Genomic DNA, 18,177 nt, shown 5'->3' on the forward strand with positions numbered 1-18,177 from the left:
CCATTGCCGAGCCGGCGTGAGCCGGTTCGGCAACCACCGTCGAGCGACTCCGCGCGGTCGCTGCGGGCGAAGTCCATTTTGGGTCAATCGCGTCACCTTTGGCCGCGTGCCGCTCTCTTCCGGTCTACCCCTACGAACGGACATCGTCAGACCGCCCCCGCTATGTCTCACATGGGCCGCCACGAGCCGACATAGCGGCGCGTCTTCAGAATGTTCGCATAATGCGGAGCAAACATCGGTCAACGCCGCTGACATTTTGCAATGTCTACATCCAGCCTCTGGGTGGGCGCTGCAAGTTTGGCACTGCCGTGCGATCCGTCGTACAAATATATCTGAGTTGGATGGCGGGCCATGGTGCAAGAGCGGCCAGTCAGGGTCGAGCGCAGGTTGTCGGCGATATTGGCCGCCGACGTGGCTGGCTACTCGCGGCTCATGCACAATGACGAAGAGGCTACACATACTAAACTAGCGGCGATCCTGGCGGACGCTGTCAACCCAGCAATCGCAGAGCACGGCGGCCGCGTCGTGAAGAACACCGGTGACGGGTTCTTGGCAGATTTTCCAAGCGCGGTCCAAGCGGTTCGAGCTGCTGTGCAGTTCCAGACCCGCATCAAGGAACTTACAACCACTCAGGCGGAAGACGGCCGTATAGCTTTCCGCGTCGGCCTCAATGTGGGCGACGTAATTGTCGAGCCGCATGACATTTTTGGCGACGTCGTAAATATTGCGGCACGTCTCGAGAGTATCGCTGAGCCAGGCGGTATCTGCATCTCGTCTTCTGCTTACGATCATATCCAAGGCAAGGTCGCCGTAGAGTTCGCGGACCTGGGAGAGCAGAATCTCAAAAACATCGCCCGCCCGGTCCGAGCCTATGCTGTCATCCGGGACGGACGTAGCCCGGCGATACTGGCTGACGGTATCAAGCCAGGCCAGCTCTCACCACCTCGCCTTTCAATCGTCGTGCTGCCTTTCGCCAACCTCAGCGGCGATCCCGAACAAGACTACTTCGTTGATGGCGTGACCGAGAGCCTGACTATGGACTTGTCTCGCATCGGCGGCTCATTGGTCATCGCCCGTAACAGCGCGTTTTCTTATAAGGGGAAGTCAATAGACGTTCGACAGGTCGGGCGGGAGTTGAACGTTCGTTATGTGCTTGAAGGCTCTGTGCAGCGTGGCGGCAACCGGCTTCGGGTGAACGTGCAGCTCGTGAATGCCGAAACCGGGCATCACTTGTGGGCCGACCGCTTCGACAAGCCTGTGGCCGATCTGTTCGATATGCAGGACGAGATCGTGTCAAGGATCGCCAACTCTCTCAATACTCAACTTATCAAGGCTGAGGCACGACGGACGGAACGTTCCACCCTCAATCGCCTCGCGCACGAATATGGATTGAAGGATGAACTGGATGGGGCATGGGCGGTGAGACCGCTGGAGCTCATCTGCGAAGGCGGACGGACCATGCTGGTGCTCGAGGATCTCGGCGGCGAGCCGCTCGACCGACTGCTCGGCGCACCCATGGAGGTGGGGCGCTTCCTGCGCCTGGCCATCGGCATTGCCGCGGCTCTGGGCAAGCTCCACCAGCGGGGCCTCGTACACAAGGATATCAAGCCGGCCAATATCCTGGTGAACGGCGCGACTGGAGCGGTGAAGTTCACTGGGTTCGGCATCGCCTCGCGCCTCGCACGTGAACGGCAGGCCCCTGAGCCTCCCGAGACCATCGCGGGCACCCTCGCCTACATGGCGCCCGAGCAGACTGGCCGGATGAACCGCTCGGTCGACTCCCGAAGCGACCTCTACGCGCTGGGGGTCACCTTGTACGAGCTGTTGACCGGCGCGTTGCCCTTCACCGCCGCTGACCCGTTCGACTTGATCCACTGCCACATCGCGCGAGAGCCCGTCCCGCCGGGCGAGCTTGCAGGCATGGTGCCGGCCGTACTCTCGATGATCATCATGAAGCTTCTCGCGAAGACCGCCGAGGCGCGCTACCAGACCGCCGCAGGAGTCGAGGCGGATTTGCGCAAGTGCCTGACCACCTGGAAGTCGATCGGCCGGATCGACCCGTTCCCGCTTGGTCTGAAGGACGCGTCGGAGCGGTTGATGATCCCGGAGAAGCTCTACGGACGCGAGGGCGAGATCGCCACCCTGCTCGCCGCCTTCGACCGCGTCGTGATGCATGGCGGCTCGGAGCTTGTTCTGGTCTCCGGCTATTCAGGCATCGGCAAGTCGTCGGTCGTCAACGAGTTGCACAAGGTCATCGTGCTGCCCCGCGGTATCTTCATTTCAGGAAAATTCGACCAGCGCCTCAGGGACACCCCCCACTCGACACTGGCTCAGGCGTTTCAGGGACTGATTCAACAGCTGCTGAACGGCCCAGCGGACGACATCGCCCGCTGGCGAGACGCGATCAAGGAAGCTGTCGGCAATCAGGGCCGCCTGCTGACCGACCTCATTCCCGACCTCGCCCGACTGATAGGCCCACAGCCGACCATAGCGGTCCTCTCGCCCGTCGATGCCGAACTGCGGTTTCAGACCGTGTTCCAACGGTTCGTCGGCGTGTTTGCGAGGGCGGAACACCCGCTCGTCATTTTCGTCGATGACCTGCAATGGCTCGATCCGGCCACGCTGACGCTAATCGAATATCTCCTCCTCCATCCGGACACGCGTCACCTGTTGCTGATCGGCGCATATCGCGACAATGAGGTCGACTCGGCACATCCGCTGGTGCTCAAGCTGGAGGCCCTGCGCCGGGCCGGCGCGAAAGTCGATCAGATCGTCCTCGGCCCGCTCTCGGTCGACGACATCAACCAACTGCTGTGCGATACCTTGCGGCATGCGCCCGACGAGATGCGGCCTTTCGCTGAACTGGTGCACAGGAGAAGCGGCGGCAATCCCTTTTTCGCCGGGCAGTTCCTCACCAGCCTGGCCGAAGAAGCGCTGGTCGAGTTCGATCCGCGCTCGCGGTCGTGGACATGGGATCTGGACGCCATCGTCGACAAGAAGTTCAGCGACAATCCGGTGGACCTGATGATCGGCAGGTTGCGCCGTCTCGCTCCGGCGGCTCAGGAAGCGTTGAAACTGCTCGCCTGCCTGGGCAATCACGCTGACTTCGCGACCTTGGCAAAACTGCGCAGCGAGTCGGACGAAGCGGTGCATGCAGGCTTTCGCGACGCGGTCCGCGCCGGCGCCGCCGTCCCCCGGGAGGGGAGGTATCGGTTCTTTCATGATCGGGTCCAGGAAGCCGCCTATGCGCTGATTCCGCCGGAAGGTCGCGCCGAACTCCATCTGCGGATCGCCCGTCTTCTTGTCGCGGAGACTGTGCCGGAGAGGATCGCAGAGAAGATCTACGACCTCGTCAACCAGCTTAACCTGGGCTCGGCGCTCATTTCCGAGTGGCCGGAGAAGGTGCGCGCGGCCGAGCTCAATTTTGTTGCAGGGCGGAAGGCGAAAGCCTCGACCGCCTATGCCTCGGCCTCCAACTACCTCGCAGCAGGCATCGCCATTCTGTCGGACGAAGGGTGGCAAAGATCCTACGGCTTGACGTTGGACCTGTTCCTGGAGCGGGCGGACTGCGAGATCCTCAGCTCCAACCTGGAGGAGGCCACAGGACTCGTCGAGGAGTTGCTGATCAAGGCGCAATCGAAGATCGATCAGGCCGAGATCTGTCGCCTGCGCATGCTTCTTCAATTGAGGCAGGGCAACTACGCCCACGCGGTTTGCACGGCGCTAGAATGCCTGCGAACGTTCGGCGTCGACCTGCCGGACTCGCCGACGCCGGAACAAGTGCGGGCAGAATACGAGGAGATGCGCCGGACCCTCGGCGATCGCCCGATCGAGAGCCTAGTTGACCTGCCGATGATGGATGACCCGGAGATACGGGCTGTCATGAAGCTTTTCAGTGCATTGGGCCAATTGGCCTATCACGCCGACGGTGATCTGTACCAGATGATTTCTTGCTGGATGGTCAAGCTGAGCTGTCGCCATGGTACAAGCGAGTATTCCACGATCGGCTACGGTGCGATCGCCGTCGTTCTTGGTCCGGTATTCCATCGCTTCGCAGACGGGGAGGCCTTTGCACGGTTGGCGGTCGCAGTCGCCGAACGATACGGGTTCACCGCGCAAAAGGCGGGCGCACATTTCCTCATGCAAATGGCGGTCCTCTGGACGCGTCCAATTGAAGACGCTCTGACCTGCCTCCAAGCCGCGGCTCGATCTGTCGGGGAAACCGGCGAAATGGTTTACGCCTGCTTCACCCGTCAGCATCGCCTCACCGATCTGATGGCGCGCGGCGATCCTCTCGACCAGGTGTGGCTCGAGTCGGCAGGCGCGCTGGATTTCGTCCGCAAATACAAGTTCGGCCAGTTGGTCATCTTGAGCATCCAGGGTTTCGTGCAAAGCCTTCGCGGCGGCGTGGGGAGCGGTGCGCCCCTCGACGAGGCGGCGCTCGAAGCGCGGGTGCTCCGGGGCGGCGTTCCCCTCGTTGCCTGCTTTCTCTGGATCCTGCAATTGCAGCGGCATGTCTTGCTGGGCAACGCGGAGAGAGCCCTTGAGTTTGCCGCCAAGGCGAAGCCGATTCTCTGGTCGGCGCGTCTCAATCTTCAGTCGATGGATTACTGCTTCTATCATTCTCTCGCTATCGCCGCGGTCTTTGAAGCGGCCTCGCCCGAGAGACGGGCAGAGCTTCGCGAGGATCTCATCGAACACCTGGCATCGTTTCAGCGATGGGCGGAGAGCTGCCCGGCGACGTTCGCGCATAAACACGCCCTGGTCTCGGCGGAATGGGCACGCCTGGAAGGACGAGACATCGAGGCCATGCGGCTGTACGAGCAGGCAATCTGCTCGGCCGCGGAGCGCGGCTTCCTCCAGGACCAGGCGCTCGCCAGCGAATTGGCGGCTCGATTCTACCGCCTTCGCGGTCTCGAAAAGGTGGCAGATACCTATCTGGACGAGGCCCGCGACTGCTACGCCCGCTGGGGAGCCCTTGCCAAGGTCGCTCAGCTCGACCAGAGACACCCCCGGATCCGACAACAACCACCATCGGCCCCCACGCGTCCGCGATGGTAAACGCCCGCGGGTCGTGACGCATCAATGATGCTGTCCATCATGACCGGCAACACGCACGCGCGTTGCGTCATCATCGGCAAAGTACCCTTCAGCTGAATGTCCGCTGTGGGTCAAAGAGCGAAATGGCCAGTGTCGCCCGCCGACGTCTGTTTAAGCCCCTGAAGCAGACATCTCATATCTGTGAGTGTGTCCTAAACCGGCAAGTTGTCTGTCAAACCCGGCGGGGGATCACCTAGCTCTTTCCGCTCTTTCAATAGCTCGCTCTCCGCTTCGTACCAGAACTTATCCATTTTGCATGCCGGTTCGCCAGCGTCCTTCCATAGCTGATAAGCCTTGGTACGGATCTCTTCCTCGGTTGGACCAGCCATGACCAGATTCCTCGAAACTTAATCGCACTCCAACAAAAGGGCCCTGCGTGTGCAGAGCCCCTTGTGCTGATCACCACTTCTGGCGACCGTACCAACTGTTTACTTCCTTCTGCGCTTGGTCCTTTGCGTAGCCATAGCGCTGTTGTAGGCGGCCTTCGAGTTGGTCTTGCTTGCCGGCAATGACGTCGAGATCATCGTCAGTAAGCTTGCCCCATTGCTCTTTGACTTTGCCCTTCATTTCTTTCCAGTTGCCTTCCACACGATTCCAATCCATCGCCAACCTCCTCTGGATGGGGATCAGCCAACTGAAGCAAGCCTAATTGGTTCCCTATGGCGGCGATAACAGTTAGCGCAAGTGCCCGAGCCCGATGCCGAGCGAAAGTGCCTTCTGCCTCAAAGACCCTTCGCTGCGTTTCATCAGTTTCGATAGTTCTGATACTGGCGTACGGGACTTGGAATGCGCTCTGAGCAGCTTGACGTCCGCTGCCGAATAAACCTTTCGAGACTTCTTTAAGCTCTTCGCCTTTTTCGCCATTTGCCGTCTCCATTGCTATGAAGGCGTCTCGTTACCATCAATGGTCGACAAACAACTCTTCGAAGCTAACGATGTTTTCTCACAGTGTACTTGGCTTATCATTCAGATTTCGTTCTGCGACTTCGCCTTCGGCACGCTGCACGTTACTTTGGTCATGATAGCTGCTTCCGTTGGATGGCAGTTAGCTATTAAAGCGCCCCCAGTGCGAATGGGATGCAGTGTTGATCTGCACATGGAGATATTTAGGCCCGCAGCTCAAGTGTGCTGTGCGCGGTTGGGAGCAATATCGGTTGCCGCGACTTGGTTTAAAGCGGGGCATCGCGTTTCAACGCCGAGGATCAGCGAAGGCCAACAATTTTGATATACCGAAATTGCCCTTGCGTCGTCGGGCAAAACAGTGGTTCATAGGGTGCTGGTAGCCGACGTTAGGAGCCAGCATCCATGACCGACGACACGCCCTCAGAGCTGTCGAAGATTGCCAAGCTCAACGGGGACTTCAGGAGGAACTATGGAACGTTGCTCGGAGCGTTTCTCTATCTGCGCTCCATTAGCGCCGCTCGTGGTCGTCCTTGGTTATGGACTGGCCTGATTTCCCTCGCTTGTACGGCGGCGATGACTTGGCTTGGAAAGCACGGTCTATCTTGGTTTGTCAGCGGATAATTCCGCGACAGTCATGAATCTCGCAGGAACAAGCTCGGCCGAGCCTCGAAGGGGGCCGGCGTAGCCGAAATTGGGGCCCTGAAAGTGTAGCACAGCAAGCAAGGATCCTTCGCTGAGAGACCCTTGAAGTCCTTGAGCTCGGCTTGCTGGTTAGATCCGCTTAACCGGTCGACGTCGGCTCTAGCGGAGCGAGCGGACGGGACACGCCGGCCACGGCTGCATCGTTGCGACTAGGCTGGAAGATTGACATAGTGGTGACCGCAAAAAAAATCGATCACAGCTGTCGGCTCAATACCCCAGTAGTGCAAGACCCACCCAACTAACAACGATTATCGAGCTGGCGACTCCCAAGACTGACAAAATCGTTTTGGTAATTTTGATGAGGCCGCATTTGATACCTGCAAAGCCACGCTCCCAGATCGAACTTCAACCCAAGTCTCTATTGCGTAAAGACTGAAACAAAGGCTGAACAGACAAAGCAAAGGAGCTGTGTCCATGCTGCCACATGAGAGCTCCTCGAGAGCATTGCCCGATTGAAGATTTGGACTAAGGTTCGTTCGAACGAGATTCGACCTTCTACAAGTATTCGGTTCGGTCTTATGAACATCTGTAAGCCAAAAAAGCTTATCATCTTGTCAGTCGCTCTCATCGGCTCCGTTGGAGCGGCGGCAATGTGGTTCAATTGGCACGAATGGTTTCTGCATCTTCCTCAAGATTTTGAACAATGCTCTGCTCAGGCTGAGAAGGCAGCATTGTCTGGGGATGAGCGCACGACGCTATTGGCTGATTGCGACAAGCGGTTCGTGGCACGGCGCAAAATGGGCGGCGGATACACTTATTATGACTTTTTGCAGAATCGGCATTTTGACGTCGCTGGTCCGAACCCAAGTAGGGAAGAACAGAAGTACTTCGACGAGCAGTACACGTTGTATTTGAAGGCTCAAAAGCAAGAGGCAGATGCGGCGGCGCTCGCAGAACAGCAAAACCGAAAGCCGCAACCGGATTTGAAGGACGATCGGGTCGTTGGCTCGATAGCTCCGCCCGGACCGCCCCTAGTGATCACCCCGAGTAGTGTTCCAATCCCGAGACCACGCAACTCTGTGGTTCCACCAGCTGCGTTATGCGAAGATTCATCACCGTCATGCAGCTGGGCGAAGTTCGCTGCCGGCATCAAAAGATTTTTCCAGTCTAACGCTGATGCAAGTCGGCATTGAGAAGAAGTATTTCGCCTTTTGTTACTACCAGCGGCGCATCTACTCGTCCCAATTCTTGAGCTGAGAGCCCTGTTCGACCTGGCCGATTGACGTCCATCGCGCACATATCCTTCGCGGGCGCTCCGGGCGTGCTTCCTGTTGGTGCGTTCAGTGTTTCGGCAATGATGCCAAAATCGGCAGTGCCTCGGCGTATTCAACGCAAGGTGTAATAGTCAGATCAAGCACGTCGGCCCACTCGACCACCATTGACAACCCTCAAGAGTTCGGCAGCCGACCCAAATGGGAGAGCCTCACGTCCGGTCGCATCCGTGGCATTCGCCCCGGCCGTGTCCGCTCACGCTTGGCTCGATCTACGCTCTGATCGCAGTTGGCTTCAGTTTGCTCTTCGGCGTCCTGAACATCATCCACTTCTCCCATGGGGACGTCGCGTTGACCGCTTCCCGCCTTCGCTTCGCCCGCTCCACGAGCGGAGGCAGCGGTGGCACGGGTGCATCGACTATCCCGGGCGGCGCCGTCTCGATCGGTTGGTCGAAGCCGGTGCGCGCCTCCATGAACTCGAGCACCGCCCGCCCCTTGTCGGTGATCTTCCAGCCGCCACTTTCGCGATCAACCAGACTTTGCGAAAAATGTCGAGGTTCGGCACGCGCGCAGCCAGCCGCTTGGTCCGGTCGCTCACTTCAACTCAACCATCACCGGCTGTTCTTTATCTTTGATGCGCACCACCAGCGTCTTGGAAACTTTGTCCGTTGCGCTGCGCCCAAAGTGAGGAGTGTTGGGCGGCGTGTATAAAGCCTCACCCGCCTTCACGACCTTCGTCCCCACACCGTCAATTTCGAAGGTCTGTTCACTCCGGCATGCCCGCAAGCCGCAGACCTTCGGCGAGTTTGCTCAATGTATTTGGATGGAGGCTGAAGCGATCCTCGGCGTTCCCCACCCGAAGGTCACCATCAATCCTCCGTAGCGCCGCGGCATGCTCGCGAGCCTCTGCCAGTTGTCCACCCAGCGCACAGGTTGCCGCCGCGATTTGCAGTGCGGTTACGAAAGCGGGCCGCCCGTCGATCGCCTTCATCGCGTAGAGGCGCGCGTCGTCGAGGCGCCCGGCAACGAAATGAGCCGACGCTATCCCCGCGTGATAGTTGAACATCAGGGGGTCGATAGGGCTGTAACGTATGGCATTGCCGAATTTCTCAAGCGCGCTCGCAGCGTCTTCGAGCCAGACGTCGATCCAACCGGCGCAATACCAGGCAACTGAATAGTTCGGATTGAGCCGCAGCGCTCGCTCGATGAGGGCCCTGCCGGAGGCCTTTTCGCCGAGGACGTGCGCCTTGGTAAAGCCGGCAGCAGTCAATGCGACTGCATCGTCATTCCCGAGCGCTACCGCCTGCCTCGCGAGGCGCCGGGCCTCAGATACCTCGGCCTCTCGGTCCACCATCCAGCCGTTGACCTTGCGGCTAGTATAGCAGCGCGCGGCCATGCCGCACGCGGCGGCAAAATTGTCATCCAACACAAATGCCTGCTTGAAAAATGACAGTGCCAACTCGTGCGCTGGCTGGGTCCAGAGATAATAGCTTTCCAGTCCTCGCAAATAGAGATCGTAGGCATCGAGATTTTCCGTCGGCTTGCGCCTGGTTCGATTGATTTCGCTTGCCTCGAGTTTGGGTGCAATGAACGCGATCATCTCCGAGACAATCGTGTCCTGAAGCTCGAAGATATCACCGAGGACGCCGTCGCAGCGGTGACCGGCCAGCGTCAGCCGCGATTCCGAATCAATCAGCTGTGCAGCGATACGAACACGGTTGCCGGATTTGCGTACGCTGCCTTCAATGACATAACGGACACCAAGCTCCCGGCCGATCTGCCTGACATCGACCACCCGATCCCTGTAAGTGAAGCTCGAATTGCGCGCGATCACGAACAGCCAGCGCATACGCGACAGGGCCAGTATGATCTCATCAACGACGCCGTCAGCGAAATAACTCTGGTCCGGATCGGCTAGAAATGGAAGGACAGCGACCGAGGGCCTGTCTGGAAGTGCTAACACAGTCAAGTCAGGAACGTTCGTTGGTGGGATCGATGGTGAAGGCGCATCCCTCACGTTTCCGACGAAGCGAAGACCCTTGCGCGGAAAAGTCTTGATGAGCCTATGGCCGGCGCCCGCGTCTCCGAGCGCGACCCGGGCAGAGTGGATGCACGCCGATATCGCCGAATCGGACACGATGCGGCCATTCCACACCGCCGAGACCAATTCGTCCTTCGATACCAACCGGTCGCGGTTAGCAAGCAAGTAGAGCAGCAGGTCAAGGACCTTCGGTTCTACGGGGATCGGCTTGTCGGCTCGGCGCACCTCTCGGCGGGAGGCATCGACCGTGCAATCATCAAAGACATAGAGCAATGGGCTAACCATCAGCGGGCTCTTTGCGAACCGAACATAGCCGACCCTCAGAAAATGCCAAGGAAACCCAAAGACCATCCTCAAGCGAACGGCTCGGCGCTGAGCCACTCTCGCGAGTGAAGCAGATTTTCGAGGGGATCGCAGTGGAGGCCGAAATGGCAATTCAATCAGCCGCTTATGTGTTCGACGATAATTCTCGCGAAATAGAGCGGCTGGAGACCCAGGCCCGTGCGATTGCACCTGAGGCCGCGTGGTTGCTCGACAGTATTGGCGTGCAGCCGGGCTGGAAGGCCGCCGACATCGGCTGCGGCCCGATCGGCATTCTTGATCTGCTGGCGCAGCGGGTCGGAGCTTCGGGTGCTGTTGTCGGCATCGAGCGCGACAAGCGGTTTTTCGATATTGAACGATCGGTGATCGCGCCGCACGGCCTGCACAACGTCCGCATGGTGTTGGGTGACGCGCTCACTGTCGAACTGGAGCCGGCGTCGTTCGATCTCGTTCACGAACGGCTGCTTCTGATCAACGTGCCCGTTGCGAACCAGAAGGCGATCGTCGACCGGATGCTTGCTTTGCTCAAGCCAGGCGGAACGATCGCTCTGCAAGACTATGACCGTATTTCGTATGCTTGCTACCCCGAGCATCCCTCATGGACCGCGCTCTCCAATGCATACCGCGAAGCGTTCGAGGCCAATGGTGGCACGATCTCGACCGGGCGATCGCTGCCAAGGCTCCTGCGAGACGCCGGTGTCCAGAACATTTCGACCAAGGTGCATGCTGCGATCACTGAACGCGGCGACATCCGGAGGATGGATGCGCTCGCAATGCTTGAGGCCCTGCATACAAAAATATTGACGCTAGGGCGATTTAGCCCACGCGAGTTCGCCGCCCATAAGCAAGCATTGGTCGAGCACCTGTCCGATCCCGATACTCTGATCGTCGAGCGTCTGCTGGTGCAAGCCTGGGGTACAAAGCCATGAACTGCGGCACGCAACCGCTCATCACCGCCGGCGCCAGCGCAGAGCGAAGATCGACGAGCTATTCTGTGCTGATGAGCGCGATCGAGCGCCACGACGGCACCTGGACCGTATGCCCTGGAGAAGATTGGCGCCAGGGACGCACGCTATTCGGCGGCCTTACCGCGGCTCTTTGTCTTGAAGTGGCAGCGCGCGAGTTCACCGACCTTCCTCCACTCCGGTCAGCCCAATTCGCTTTTATGGCTCCGCCCTCCGGAGCCGTCAGAATTCGCGCAGAATTGTTGCGTAGGGGGAAATCTACTGCATTCGTTTCCACGGACATGTTAGGCGAAAGCGGCCTCGCGACACGCGCAACATTGTGTTTCGCGCAAGGGCGTCGTTCGGCCCATTCATTCCAGGGCATGTCGGCGCCGGCCGTCGCCCGCCCCGACCTTTGTCCGCCGTTTCCGCGCAAGCCCACGTTTGCGCAGCACTTTGATGCCGGCTTCGCTGGCGGAAGCGTACCGTACAGCGATGCTGAAGATCCAACCACGTTGCTATGGTACAGGCTTCGCGACGATGGAAAGAACGTAACTTTACCCATGCTGACCGCAATTGCCGACGCCGCCGCTCCCGCAATGATGGCGCGGTTCAGTGAGATGCCTCCGCTGAGCACCATAACATGGGACGTTCATTACCTGTCCGAGCAGCCAGTTACGGAAGATGGTTGGTGGCTTCTGCGCACTTCTGCCGAAAGTGCGCGCAACGGATATACGACCGAATCGGTGACAATCTGGAATTCGACTGGGGAACCGATTCTTGTCGGACGGCAGACGCTTGCGCTGTTCGCGTAGGTGAGTGTCCGCTCGGGGTCATGAGCGCCGTTCGGAGGGGCGGCCGGTTGCTTCCGGTCTACCTCGATGAGCCGACGACCGGGGACGCCGCTTGGATTTCGCATTCGGGCCACTAGCGGAAGTAGCCGGCTTCTCGATTACTACGTATATTACACAATCATTTTGGAGAATTTATTGTTATGGCAGACCCTAAGCCGGCTACATCGCAAGTTCTTCCGCCCCATATTCAATTGATCCAGATGGGCCGGGCCCACATCGTCTCAAGAGCCGTTTACGCTGCAGCCAAGCTGGGGCTGGCCGATCAGCTTGCATCCGGACCAAAAAACGCGATCGAGCTTGCCGGTCCCATGAACGTGCATGGGCCTTCCTTGCACCGATTGATGCGTACCCTGGCGAGCCTTGGCATTCTAACCGAGCGACCGGAGCAGCGTTTTGCCTTGACCGGTCTGGGCGAGGCGCTGAAGACCGGCGCGCCGGGCTCAGCAAGATCATCCGTGATTTTTTCTGGCAGCCCGTCTCTGAGTGGCTGGGACAATGTGGTCTATTCTGTCCAGACTGGCAAAACGGGTTTTGAGAAAGCGCAAGGCCTCGCGTTCTTCGACTATCTCGCGCAACATCCCGAGGACGCGTCGCTGTTCACCGAGATGATGGTCGGTCTCAATGACCAGGAGCCTCCAGCCGTCGCGGCCGCTTACGATTTCTCGATCTTCCAAGCCATTGTTGACGTCGGCGGGGCCACCGGCAACATGCTGGCGGCCGTACTTTCCCGTCACGCCGGGCCGCGCGGCATCCTGTTCGACAGGCCCCATGTTGTGAAAGACGCGCCGGCTTTGCTTGACACCAAAGGCGTAAGCGATCGGGTGACGATCCAGCCCGGCAATTTCTTCGAAAGTGTCCCCGCTGGGGCGGATGCTTACATCCTTTCGCACATCCTCCATGACTGGGACGAAGACCAGTGCCTTACGATCCTTGGCCATGTCCGCAAGGCGATGAAGCCAGCCGGTCGTTTGCTGATCGTCGAGATGGTGCTGCCATCCGGCGATGCGCCGCACCCGGGAAAAATACTCGATCTCACAATGCTTGTACAAACGGGAGGCCAGGAACGAACGGAATCCGAATACGCGTCACTTTTGGGTATGGCTGGTTTCCGCCTAACGCAGGTCGTGCCGACCAGTTCAGCGGCGAACATCGTGGAAGCCGTGGTGGCTTGAGTGAGGGTGGATGATTGGTTGGGCGTCCGGTTTGGGTCCAGAAGCGGAAGTCGCGGCGTCACGCGATGGCTCAATATCGCGAGCGAACCAGCCGCCCTCGGCGCCCCAGCGTCATCAACGGTGACGGTCGGGAATAGTCAACAGGATCGGCTGCGAGACCGGCGCGTACTCACTCCGGCATGCCAGCGATCCGGAAAGCCCGCGCCAATTTATCCAGATAGTCAAATCGACGATAGGGGGAGTTGTCGTTGATTCCGGCAATGCGTTGGGTGGGGTCCAATCGCAGTGCGAGCACGCACGCCTGTCGTGCTTCATTAACTCGTCCAGACATGGCATGGCATGCCATCATGATACGTTGTGCGGCAATGTAGTTGGGTTGTTGCCCGACAGCGGTCGCGGCCCACGATGAGGCCTCCTCGTGACGGCCGGCGAAAAAATGAACACACGCTAGCCCCGTCTGGACAGTGTAGATCCATGGATCCAGCGGGTTCAAACGCAACGCGACATGGAATTGCTCGATCGCGCCATCGACCTCCCCGAGGTAAAGGTGCGCCCAGCCGCTCCAATTTCGTGCGATAGCATGATTTGGGTCCAGATTTATCGCGCGCGAGATGAGAGCTGCGCCTTCCTCGACCTCCCCCACTACGTAAGCGAGCGCGTCTCCCACCATTGCAAGCACCGCTGGATCGTCCCTATCGAGCTCGATCGCCCGCCTTGCGAGTCGTCGGGCTTCAAGTCGCTCTTCTCCAGCATCGGTACTCCAGCCGAACATCTTCCTTTGGATATAGCAGGTAGCGCCAAGCGCATATGATAGGGCGCAGTCGGGATCGAGGCCGCTGGCAATTTCGGTCAGCTTGAGCGCTTCAATATTCTCCTCACGGGAGACACGATAAAGGCCGGCGAGCGCACGAAGATAATAGTCGTAGGCCTGAAGGCTTTCAGTCGGTTTGCGCTGGGCACGGGCAATTTCAGAGCGCTCCAGCTGAGGGGAGATTGCGCCGATCACGCTGCTCGTCACCCGATCCTGCAGATCGAAAACATCTTCAAGCGGGCTGTCGAACCGGTCCGCCCAAAGATGCAATCTTGTTGCAGTATCGATGAGCTGCCCCGTAATTCGAACGCGATTGCCAACCTTGCGCACGCTGCCTTCGAGTGCATAGCGAACGCCAAGTTCGCGGCCGACCTGCTTGATATCGACGGCTTTGCCCTTGTAGGTGAAGGTGGATTGTCGCGCGATGACGAAAAGCGATTTGGACCGCGACAGCCCGGTAATGATGTCTTCCACCATGCCGTCGGCGAAGTATTCCTGTTCTGGATCACCGCTCATGTTCTGGAACGGCAGGACCGCGATGGAGGGTTTGTCGGGGGGCGCGAGCGGCTGCGCCATTTCGGTCGGCGATTTTGTCGACATCGTCAACGAAGAGCTCAGGCCGATGCGCGCGCGCCAAACGCGCATTGGTTCGGCGATATTTTTCAATACCTGCGAACCCATATCGTCATAATCGATCCCGATCTTGCCACGAATTTGCCGATGAGCATCGTCTGAAATGTTGACGCCGCCTGGTTCTGCGATCCCTTCGAGACGCACCGCAATATTAACCCCATCCCCAAAGATATCATCCTCTCCGATGATAATATCACCGACGTGAATGCCGATGCGAAATTCGATCCGCTTGTCTTGCGGCACATCGGTGTTATGTGTGGTCATGCCACGTCGGATTTCGTTTGCACATCGCGCGGCGTCGACCACGCTGGCGAATTCAACGAGAGCACCATCCCCGGTATTCTTTACGATGCGCCCGCGATGATCGGCGATTTTGGGATCGAAAAGCGTCTTTCTGAGCGCTTTCAGTTGTGCCAGCGTGCCTTCTTCGTCCATCCCTATTAAGCGGCAAGAGCCGGCGACATCCGCCGCCAGAATAGCCGCCAGTCGCCGCTCTGCATGCCCGCTGCTCAAGATGGCCCCCATGCTCGGGGAAATTGAACTTCTTTATAGCACGATTGTGGGCCGATGTCAGGCCATGCTCATGTCCGAAACGGGTCCGAAGCAGCAATCATCGGTCGAATGCAGAGCCATCTGCAATACCCTCGAGACCGGACATTTTGCCAAGGCACCGGCAGCGAAACTTGCTCGGCCCCCGGCTACGGCAAGAGCCGCTACAATCCGGTCACCGGTCACAAGCAGGTCTGCGTCCCGCGTTAGCGACGCGCGAAAGTTCCTATTTCGCCCGCTTGAATACCAGCTCCAGCGTCATGCCGGCGGGCGTGCGTGGATTCGTAAACTTCAATTCGTCGTCGGTGATTGACGTCACGATCCGGCGCTGATTTGGCGCTCCGACCAGGTTGGGATACGAACTCGTCTCTATGTTGACGTGGATCGTCCTGGTGCCTTCGTCCACTGTGTATGTTCCAGTGTAGGCAACGACACCCGACGCAATAGCCATGGCCTCCTCCGGGGAGGGACGCGCGGAATCCCCTGATGCGTATTTCGGCGCATCGGAGCGTACCGTGATGAAATGGAAGCGGCCGTCAGTGGTGTAAGTGACGGCGCCTTGCAGCTTTGGCCGCTCTACCGCACTGCCATCTTCACGTGTGCCGGCGCTGGAAACGTAAATCCATGTACCCACCAGCTGGTCCTTGAGTGAGCTTGCCTGCGCTACGCCATTGTGCGGAAAAATTAGAATCGAAATCAGCCCGGTCGCACAAATCCCAAGTGCACGACGCCTGTTCATGAGACAATTCCTGCGATTGGCAATCTCGAAAGATGCGGCTACGGGCCAGAAGGAGACATCGACATCATGGCTCATTCGAGTTTCAACTGCATCGACTTTATCAGTGGCGAAAGCCGCTCGACTGCCTGCTGTACCATTTGCTGAGCCTTCTCCGGGCTGGAGTCACTATCGGGCTCCATCACTTCAGCTCGATAATTTTCGAGCAACGACGCGTCTGACATGATTTTGCGCGTTGCTTGCGCCAGTTGGCCGATGATCGGCTCGGGTGTCGCCTTTGGCGCAAACAAACTGAACCACCCATCGAATTTGAGATCAGGCATTCCGCTCTCGATGGCAGTCGGTATGTTGGGTGCGCCGGTCATGCGCCGTTCGTTGGTCACCGCCAGTATCCTGAGCTTGCCGCTTTCATGAAGTTGAAGCAGTTGGCGGGTCATGACCGCAACGATCATGGGCAGCTGACCGCCGAGCAAGTCGTTGGTGGCTGGCGCTGCACCTCGGTAAGGCACGTGAACGATGTCGGGAAGTCCAGCCTGTGATTTGAACATCTCGCCCGCAAGCTGATTGGTCGTGCCGACCCCGGCCGAGCCATATGAGAGTTTGCCCGGGTTAGCCTTGCCATAAGCGACGAGCTGTCCCAGGTCCTTGACAGGAAGCGAAGGGTGGACCGCGAAGGCGAGGCCATTGGAGACGAGCCGATAGATCGCCCGAAAATCTCTCGCACTGTCGTAGCTCGGGCGCGTCGAGGCGAGCGGTATGACGACCTGGTTTCCGGCATTGCCGAGCAAAAGCGTGTAGCCATCGGCAGGCGCATGAGCAACCGAGGCACAGCCAACAGCTCCTCCCGCGCCGGCAATGTTCTCTATGACGACGGGTCCAAACGAGGCCCCTATTCTGTCCGCCCAAGGTCTCGCGATGACGTCGTTTGAACCTCCGGCGGCGAACGGCACCACCAAGCGGATCGGTCTGGATAGATGTCGGCTCTCACGCCCGAAGACATGAGCGTGAGCGTACCCAAACTGCTGGCGCCAAACAGAACTTCGCGACGAGATGGCAACATCATTGCTCCCCTCAGCGGCGGCTAAAGTGGCAAGAATAGGCCAACTATCGTGAGTTGCAATCATCCCAAGGGGTGACTGAGCCCGTTCAGATATTCCAGATGCCAGGGATGGGTCAAAGCGACCGTCGAGACGATGGTCGACGTATCAGCTCATGGTGCCCGGGATGAAACAGCGGACACGAGGGTGTCCATCGATGTAGTGCTTTCAGACCATCGTCCGTCCGGCAAGATTGGGTTGCTTGATGAGAGCGCCATCTGGCACGAGCACCCATTCGTCGTCGATGCGAACGCGATATTGCCCGTGATCGGACTTCCAATCCGGTTCGGAGAGCACGTAGGCGTCGGAATCCTCACAGGACTTCCCGAATTCGCTTTGCAGACCCTCGAACCAGGGCTTCAGCGGGGAATTCGCATAGCGCCCGTCATCTCGCGCAAGTGCCGCGGTCGACGACAGCAGCAGCAGACAGATTGGAACCGCGATGTGCTTCATCGCTCTGATCACCAGCATTTCGTCACCTCGGCCATCTCGGACAGTCAGTTGCGACTCAGCGTCGCCGGCGTCGAGGGCAAGGAGCGCAGGAACACGAAGCGGGAGGTCACCGGTATTTCCGCATCGGCGCGACCATCCTGGCCGATGAGAATGAGGCCCGCTCCCCCATTTGCCACGGTCAGGATGACCTCTTCACCAGCCCATGTCCGGATCGGGTTCATCCCGATGACGAGAAACTCGCCTACAGGCTGGTCCAGATATTGGAGTCTGGGCTGCGGAGCGATTTCGGGCGGCGCAAGCCCGAAGCCCAGTTGCCGCGCGAGTTCGTAGATTTGCCGCAACCGCACCGTCTCACCCTTGAAGCCCAGGTCGGCCGCAGTCACTGTCAGCAGTGTTACAGCCGTTCTGGTGCCGCTGAGCGTAAACGCAGGTCGGGCAAGAGCCTCAGCAGCCAAGTTACCGACGCCGCAACGAATCGCACTCAGCGCGGTGAGGAGAGCAAACGTATCCGGGAACGTCCCGATGCTGATCGTTTTCCATTCGGCAACATCCGAAACGGACGTTACTGGACTCATGCGTGTCGGGACAACGGGTGCCCCCCTGAGCACTAACTGCCTCTGCAACACATCGCGCGCCGAGCATTGAGCGTG

At 59.0% G+C, this 18,177-nt stretch carries 16 protein-coding genes; 6 read left to right on the forward strand and 10 right to left on the reverse strand.

The features are described from left to right. The first annotated feature begins 351 nt into the window (after positions 1 to 351). Positions 352 to 5,061, forward strand: a complete 4,710-nt coding sequence (locus tag V1280_RS23665; protein ID WP_334529553.1) for an AAA family ATPase — start codon at positions 352 to 354, stop codon at positions 5,059 to 5,061. A 191-nt stretch (positions 5,062 to 5,252) separates the two neighbouring features. On the opposite strand, the gene V1280_RS23670 is transcribed toward V1280_RS23665, so the two are convergent. The 3 genes from V1280_RS23670 to V1280_RS23680 form a co-directional block, all read right to left on the reverse strand. Continuing rightward, positions 5,253 to 5,429 (reverse strand): DUF2934 domain-containing protein, encoded by a 177-nt coding sequence (locus V1280_RS23670; protein ID WP_334529556.1) that lies wholly within the window; start codon positions 5,427 to 5,429, stop codon positions 5,253 to 5,255. Positions 5,430 to 5,499: 70 nt separating this feature from the next. Then, positions 5,500 to 5,703 carry a CsbD family protein gene (locus V1280_RS23675; protein ID WP_045004672.1) on the reverse strand — a complete coding sequence of 68 codons (204 nt, stop codon included), beginning with the start codon at positions 5,701 to 5,703 and terminating at the stop codon, positions 5,500 to 5,502. A 72-nt stretch (positions 5,704 to 5,775) separates the two neighbouring features. Next, entirely contained in the window at positions 5,776 to 5,964 is a 189-nt protein-coding gene (locus V1280_RS23680) for a hypothetical protein (RefSeq protein WP_334529564.1), read from the reverse strand. 441 nt (positions 5,965 to 6,405) lie between these two features. Here V1280_RS23680 and V1280_RS23685 point away from each other — a divergent pair, with 441 nt between their 5' ends. Together V1280_RS23685 and V1280_RS23690 are read left to right on the forward strand one after the other, a co-directional pair. Further along, positions 6,406 to 6,624: a hypothetical protein gene (locus V1280_RS23685; protein WP_334529567.1), complete on the forward strand. Its 219-nt coding sequence runs from the start codon at positions 6,406 to 6,408 to the stop codon at positions 6,622 to 6,624. A 599-nt stretch (positions 6,625 to 7,223) separates the two neighbouring features. Beyond that, a complete protein-coding gene (locus tag V1280_RS23690) occupies positions 7,224 to 7,838 on the forward strand; it encodes a hypothetical protein (RefSeq protein ID WP_334529570.1) in 615 nt (204 codons plus the stop codon). Positions 7,839 to 8,510: 672 nt separating this feature from the next. On the opposite strand, the gene V1280_RS23695 is transcribed toward V1280_RS23690, so the two are convergent. Together V1280_RS23695 and V1280_RS23700 are read right to left on the reverse strand one after the other, a co-directional pair. After that, positions 8,511 to 8,645, reverse strand: a complete 135-nt coding sequence (locus V1280_RS23695) for a hypothetical protein (RefSeq protein ID WP_334529574.1) — start codon at positions 8,643 to 8,645, stop codon at positions 8,511 to 8,513. 37 nt (positions 8,646 to 8,682) lie between these two features. After that, a complete protein-coding gene (locus V1280_RS23700) occupies positions 8,683 to 10,242 on the reverse strand; it encodes a winged helix-turn-helix domain-containing protein (protein WP_334529577.1) in 1,560 nt (519 codons plus the stop codon). 104 nt (positions 10,243 to 10,346) lie between these two features. Here V1280_RS23700 and V1280_RS23705 point away from each other — a divergent pair, with 104 nt between their 5' ends. The 3 genes from V1280_RS23705 (at position 10,347) to V1280_RS23715 (ending at position 13,248) form a co-directional block, all read left to right on the forward strand. Then, positions 10,347 to 11,207 (forward strand): methyltransferase domain-containing protein, encoded by an 861-nt coding sequence (locus V1280_RS23705; protein ID WP_334529580.1) that lies wholly within the window; start codon positions 10,347 to 10,349, stop codon positions 11,205 to 11,207. Continuing rightward, positions 11,204 to 12,037: a thioesterase family protein gene (locus V1280_RS23710; protein ID WP_334529583.1), complete on the forward strand. Its 834-nt coding sequence runs from the start codon at positions 11,204 to 11,206 to the stop codon at positions 12,035 to 12,037. The genes V1280_RS23705 and V1280_RS23710 overlap by 4 nt, the downstream gene beginning before the upstream one ends. 179 nt (positions 12,038 to 12,216) lie before the next feature. Next, positions 12,217 to 13,248 (forward strand): methyltransferase, encoded by a 1,032-nt coding sequence (locus V1280_RS23715; protein ID WP_334529586.1) that lies wholly within the window; start codon positions 12,217 to 12,219, stop codon positions 13,246 to 13,248. Positions 13,249 to 13,417: 169 nt separating this feature from the next. Here the strand turns inward: V1280_RS23715 and V1280_RS23720 are convergent, their stop codons facing one another. The 5 genes from V1280_RS23720 to V1280_RS23740 form a co-directional block, all read right to left on the reverse strand. Further along, positions 13,418 to 15,205 (reverse strand): adenylate/guanylate cyclase domain-containing protein, encoded by a 1,788-nt coding sequence (locus V1280_RS23720; RefSeq protein WP_334529589.1) that lies wholly within the window; start codon positions 15,203 to 15,205, stop codon positions 13,418 to 13,420. A 262-nt stretch (positions 15,206 to 15,467) separates the two neighbouring features. Beyond that, positions 15,468 to 16,055, reverse strand: a complete 588-nt coding sequence (locus tag V1280_RS23725) for a lipocalin-like domain-containing protein (RefSeq protein WP_334529592.1) — start codon at positions 16,053 to 16,055, stop codon at positions 15,468 to 15,470. Further along, complete coding sequence (locus tag V1280_RS23730; protein ID WP_334538396.1) at positions 16,052 to 16,930, reverse strand: Bug family tripartite tricarboxylate transporter substrate binding protein; 879 nt, start codon at positions 16,928 to 16,930, stop codon at positions 16,052 to 16,054. Before V1280_RS23730 ends, V1280_RS23725 begins: the two co-directional genes overlap by 4 nt. A 312-nt stretch (positions 16,931 to 17,242) precedes the next feature. Further along, on the reverse strand, positions 17,243 to 17,545 hold the full coding sequence (locus tag V1280_RS23735) for a hypothetical protein (RefSeq protein WP_334529595.1): 303 nt from the start codon (positions 17,543 to 17,545) through the stop codon (positions 17,243 to 17,245). Positions 17,546 to 17,571: 26 nt separating this feature from the next. Then, positions 17,572 to 18,102, reverse strand: coding sequence for a hypothetical protein (locus tag V1280_RS23740; RefSeq protein WP_334529598.1), 531 nt, complete (start codon positions 18,100 to 18,102; stop codon positions 17,572 to 17,574). Positions 18,103 to 18,177: the final 75 nt, after the last annotated feature.

It is taken from the genome of Bradyrhizobium sp. AZCC 2230 (assembly GCF_036924495.1).
In the GTDB taxonomy this organism is placed as follows: Bacteria; Pseudomonadota; Alphaproteobacteria; order Rhizobiales; family Xanthobacteraceae; genus Bradyrhizobium; species Bradyrhizobium rifense.

Bases quoted from the DNA above. Each gene is read 5' to 3' on its own strand.
- V1280_RS23690 (WP_334529570.1), top strand. From the start codon at position 7,224: ATGAACATCTGTAAGCCAAAAAAGCTTATCATCTTGTCAGTCGCTCTC.
- V1280_RS23710 (WP_334529583.1), top strand. From the start codon at position 11,204: ATGAACTGCGGCACGCAACCGCTCATCACCGCCGGCGCCAGCGCAGAG.
- V1280_RS23675 (WP_045004672.1), bottom strand. From the start codon at position 5,703: ATGGATTGGAATCGTGTGGAAGGCAACTGGAAAGAAATGAAGGGCAAA.
- V1280_RS23665 (WP_334529553.1), top strand. From the start codon at position 352: ATGGTGCAAGAGCGGCCAGTCAGGGTCGAGCGCAGGTTGTCGGCGATA.
- V1280_RS23725 (WP_334529592.1), bottom strand. From the start codon at position 16,055: ATGAGCCATGATGTCGATGTCTCCTTCTGGCCCGTAGCCGCATCTTTC.
- V1280_RS23740 (WP_334529598.1), bottom strand. From the start codon at position 18,102: ATGAGTCCAGTAACGTCCGTTTCGGATGTTGCCGAATGGAAAACGATC.
- V1280_RS23715 (WP_334529586.1), top strand. From the start codon at position 12,217: ATGGCAGACCCTAAGCCGGCTACATCGCAAGTTCTTCCGCCCCATATT.
- V1280_RS23735 (WP_334529595.1), bottom strand. From the start codon at position 17,545: ATGCTGGTGATCAGAGCGATGAAGCACATCGCGGTTCCAATCTGTCTG.
- V1280_RS23680 (WP_334529564.1), bottom strand. From the start codon at position 5,964: ATGGCGAAAAAGGCGAAGAGCTTAAAGAAGTCTCGAAAGGTTTATTCG.
- V1280_RS23685 (WP_334529567.1), top strand. From the start codon at position 6,406: ATGACCGACGACACGCCCTCAGAGCTGTCGAAGATTGCCAAGCTCAAC.
- V1280_RS23700 (WP_334529577.1), bottom strand. From the start codon at position 10,242: ATGGTTAGCCCATTGCTCTATGTCTTTGATGATTGCACGGTCGATGCC.
- V1280_RS23670 (WP_334529556.1), bottom strand. From the start codon at position 5,429: ATGGCTGGTCCAACCGAGGAAGAGATCCGTACCAAGGCTTATCAGCTA.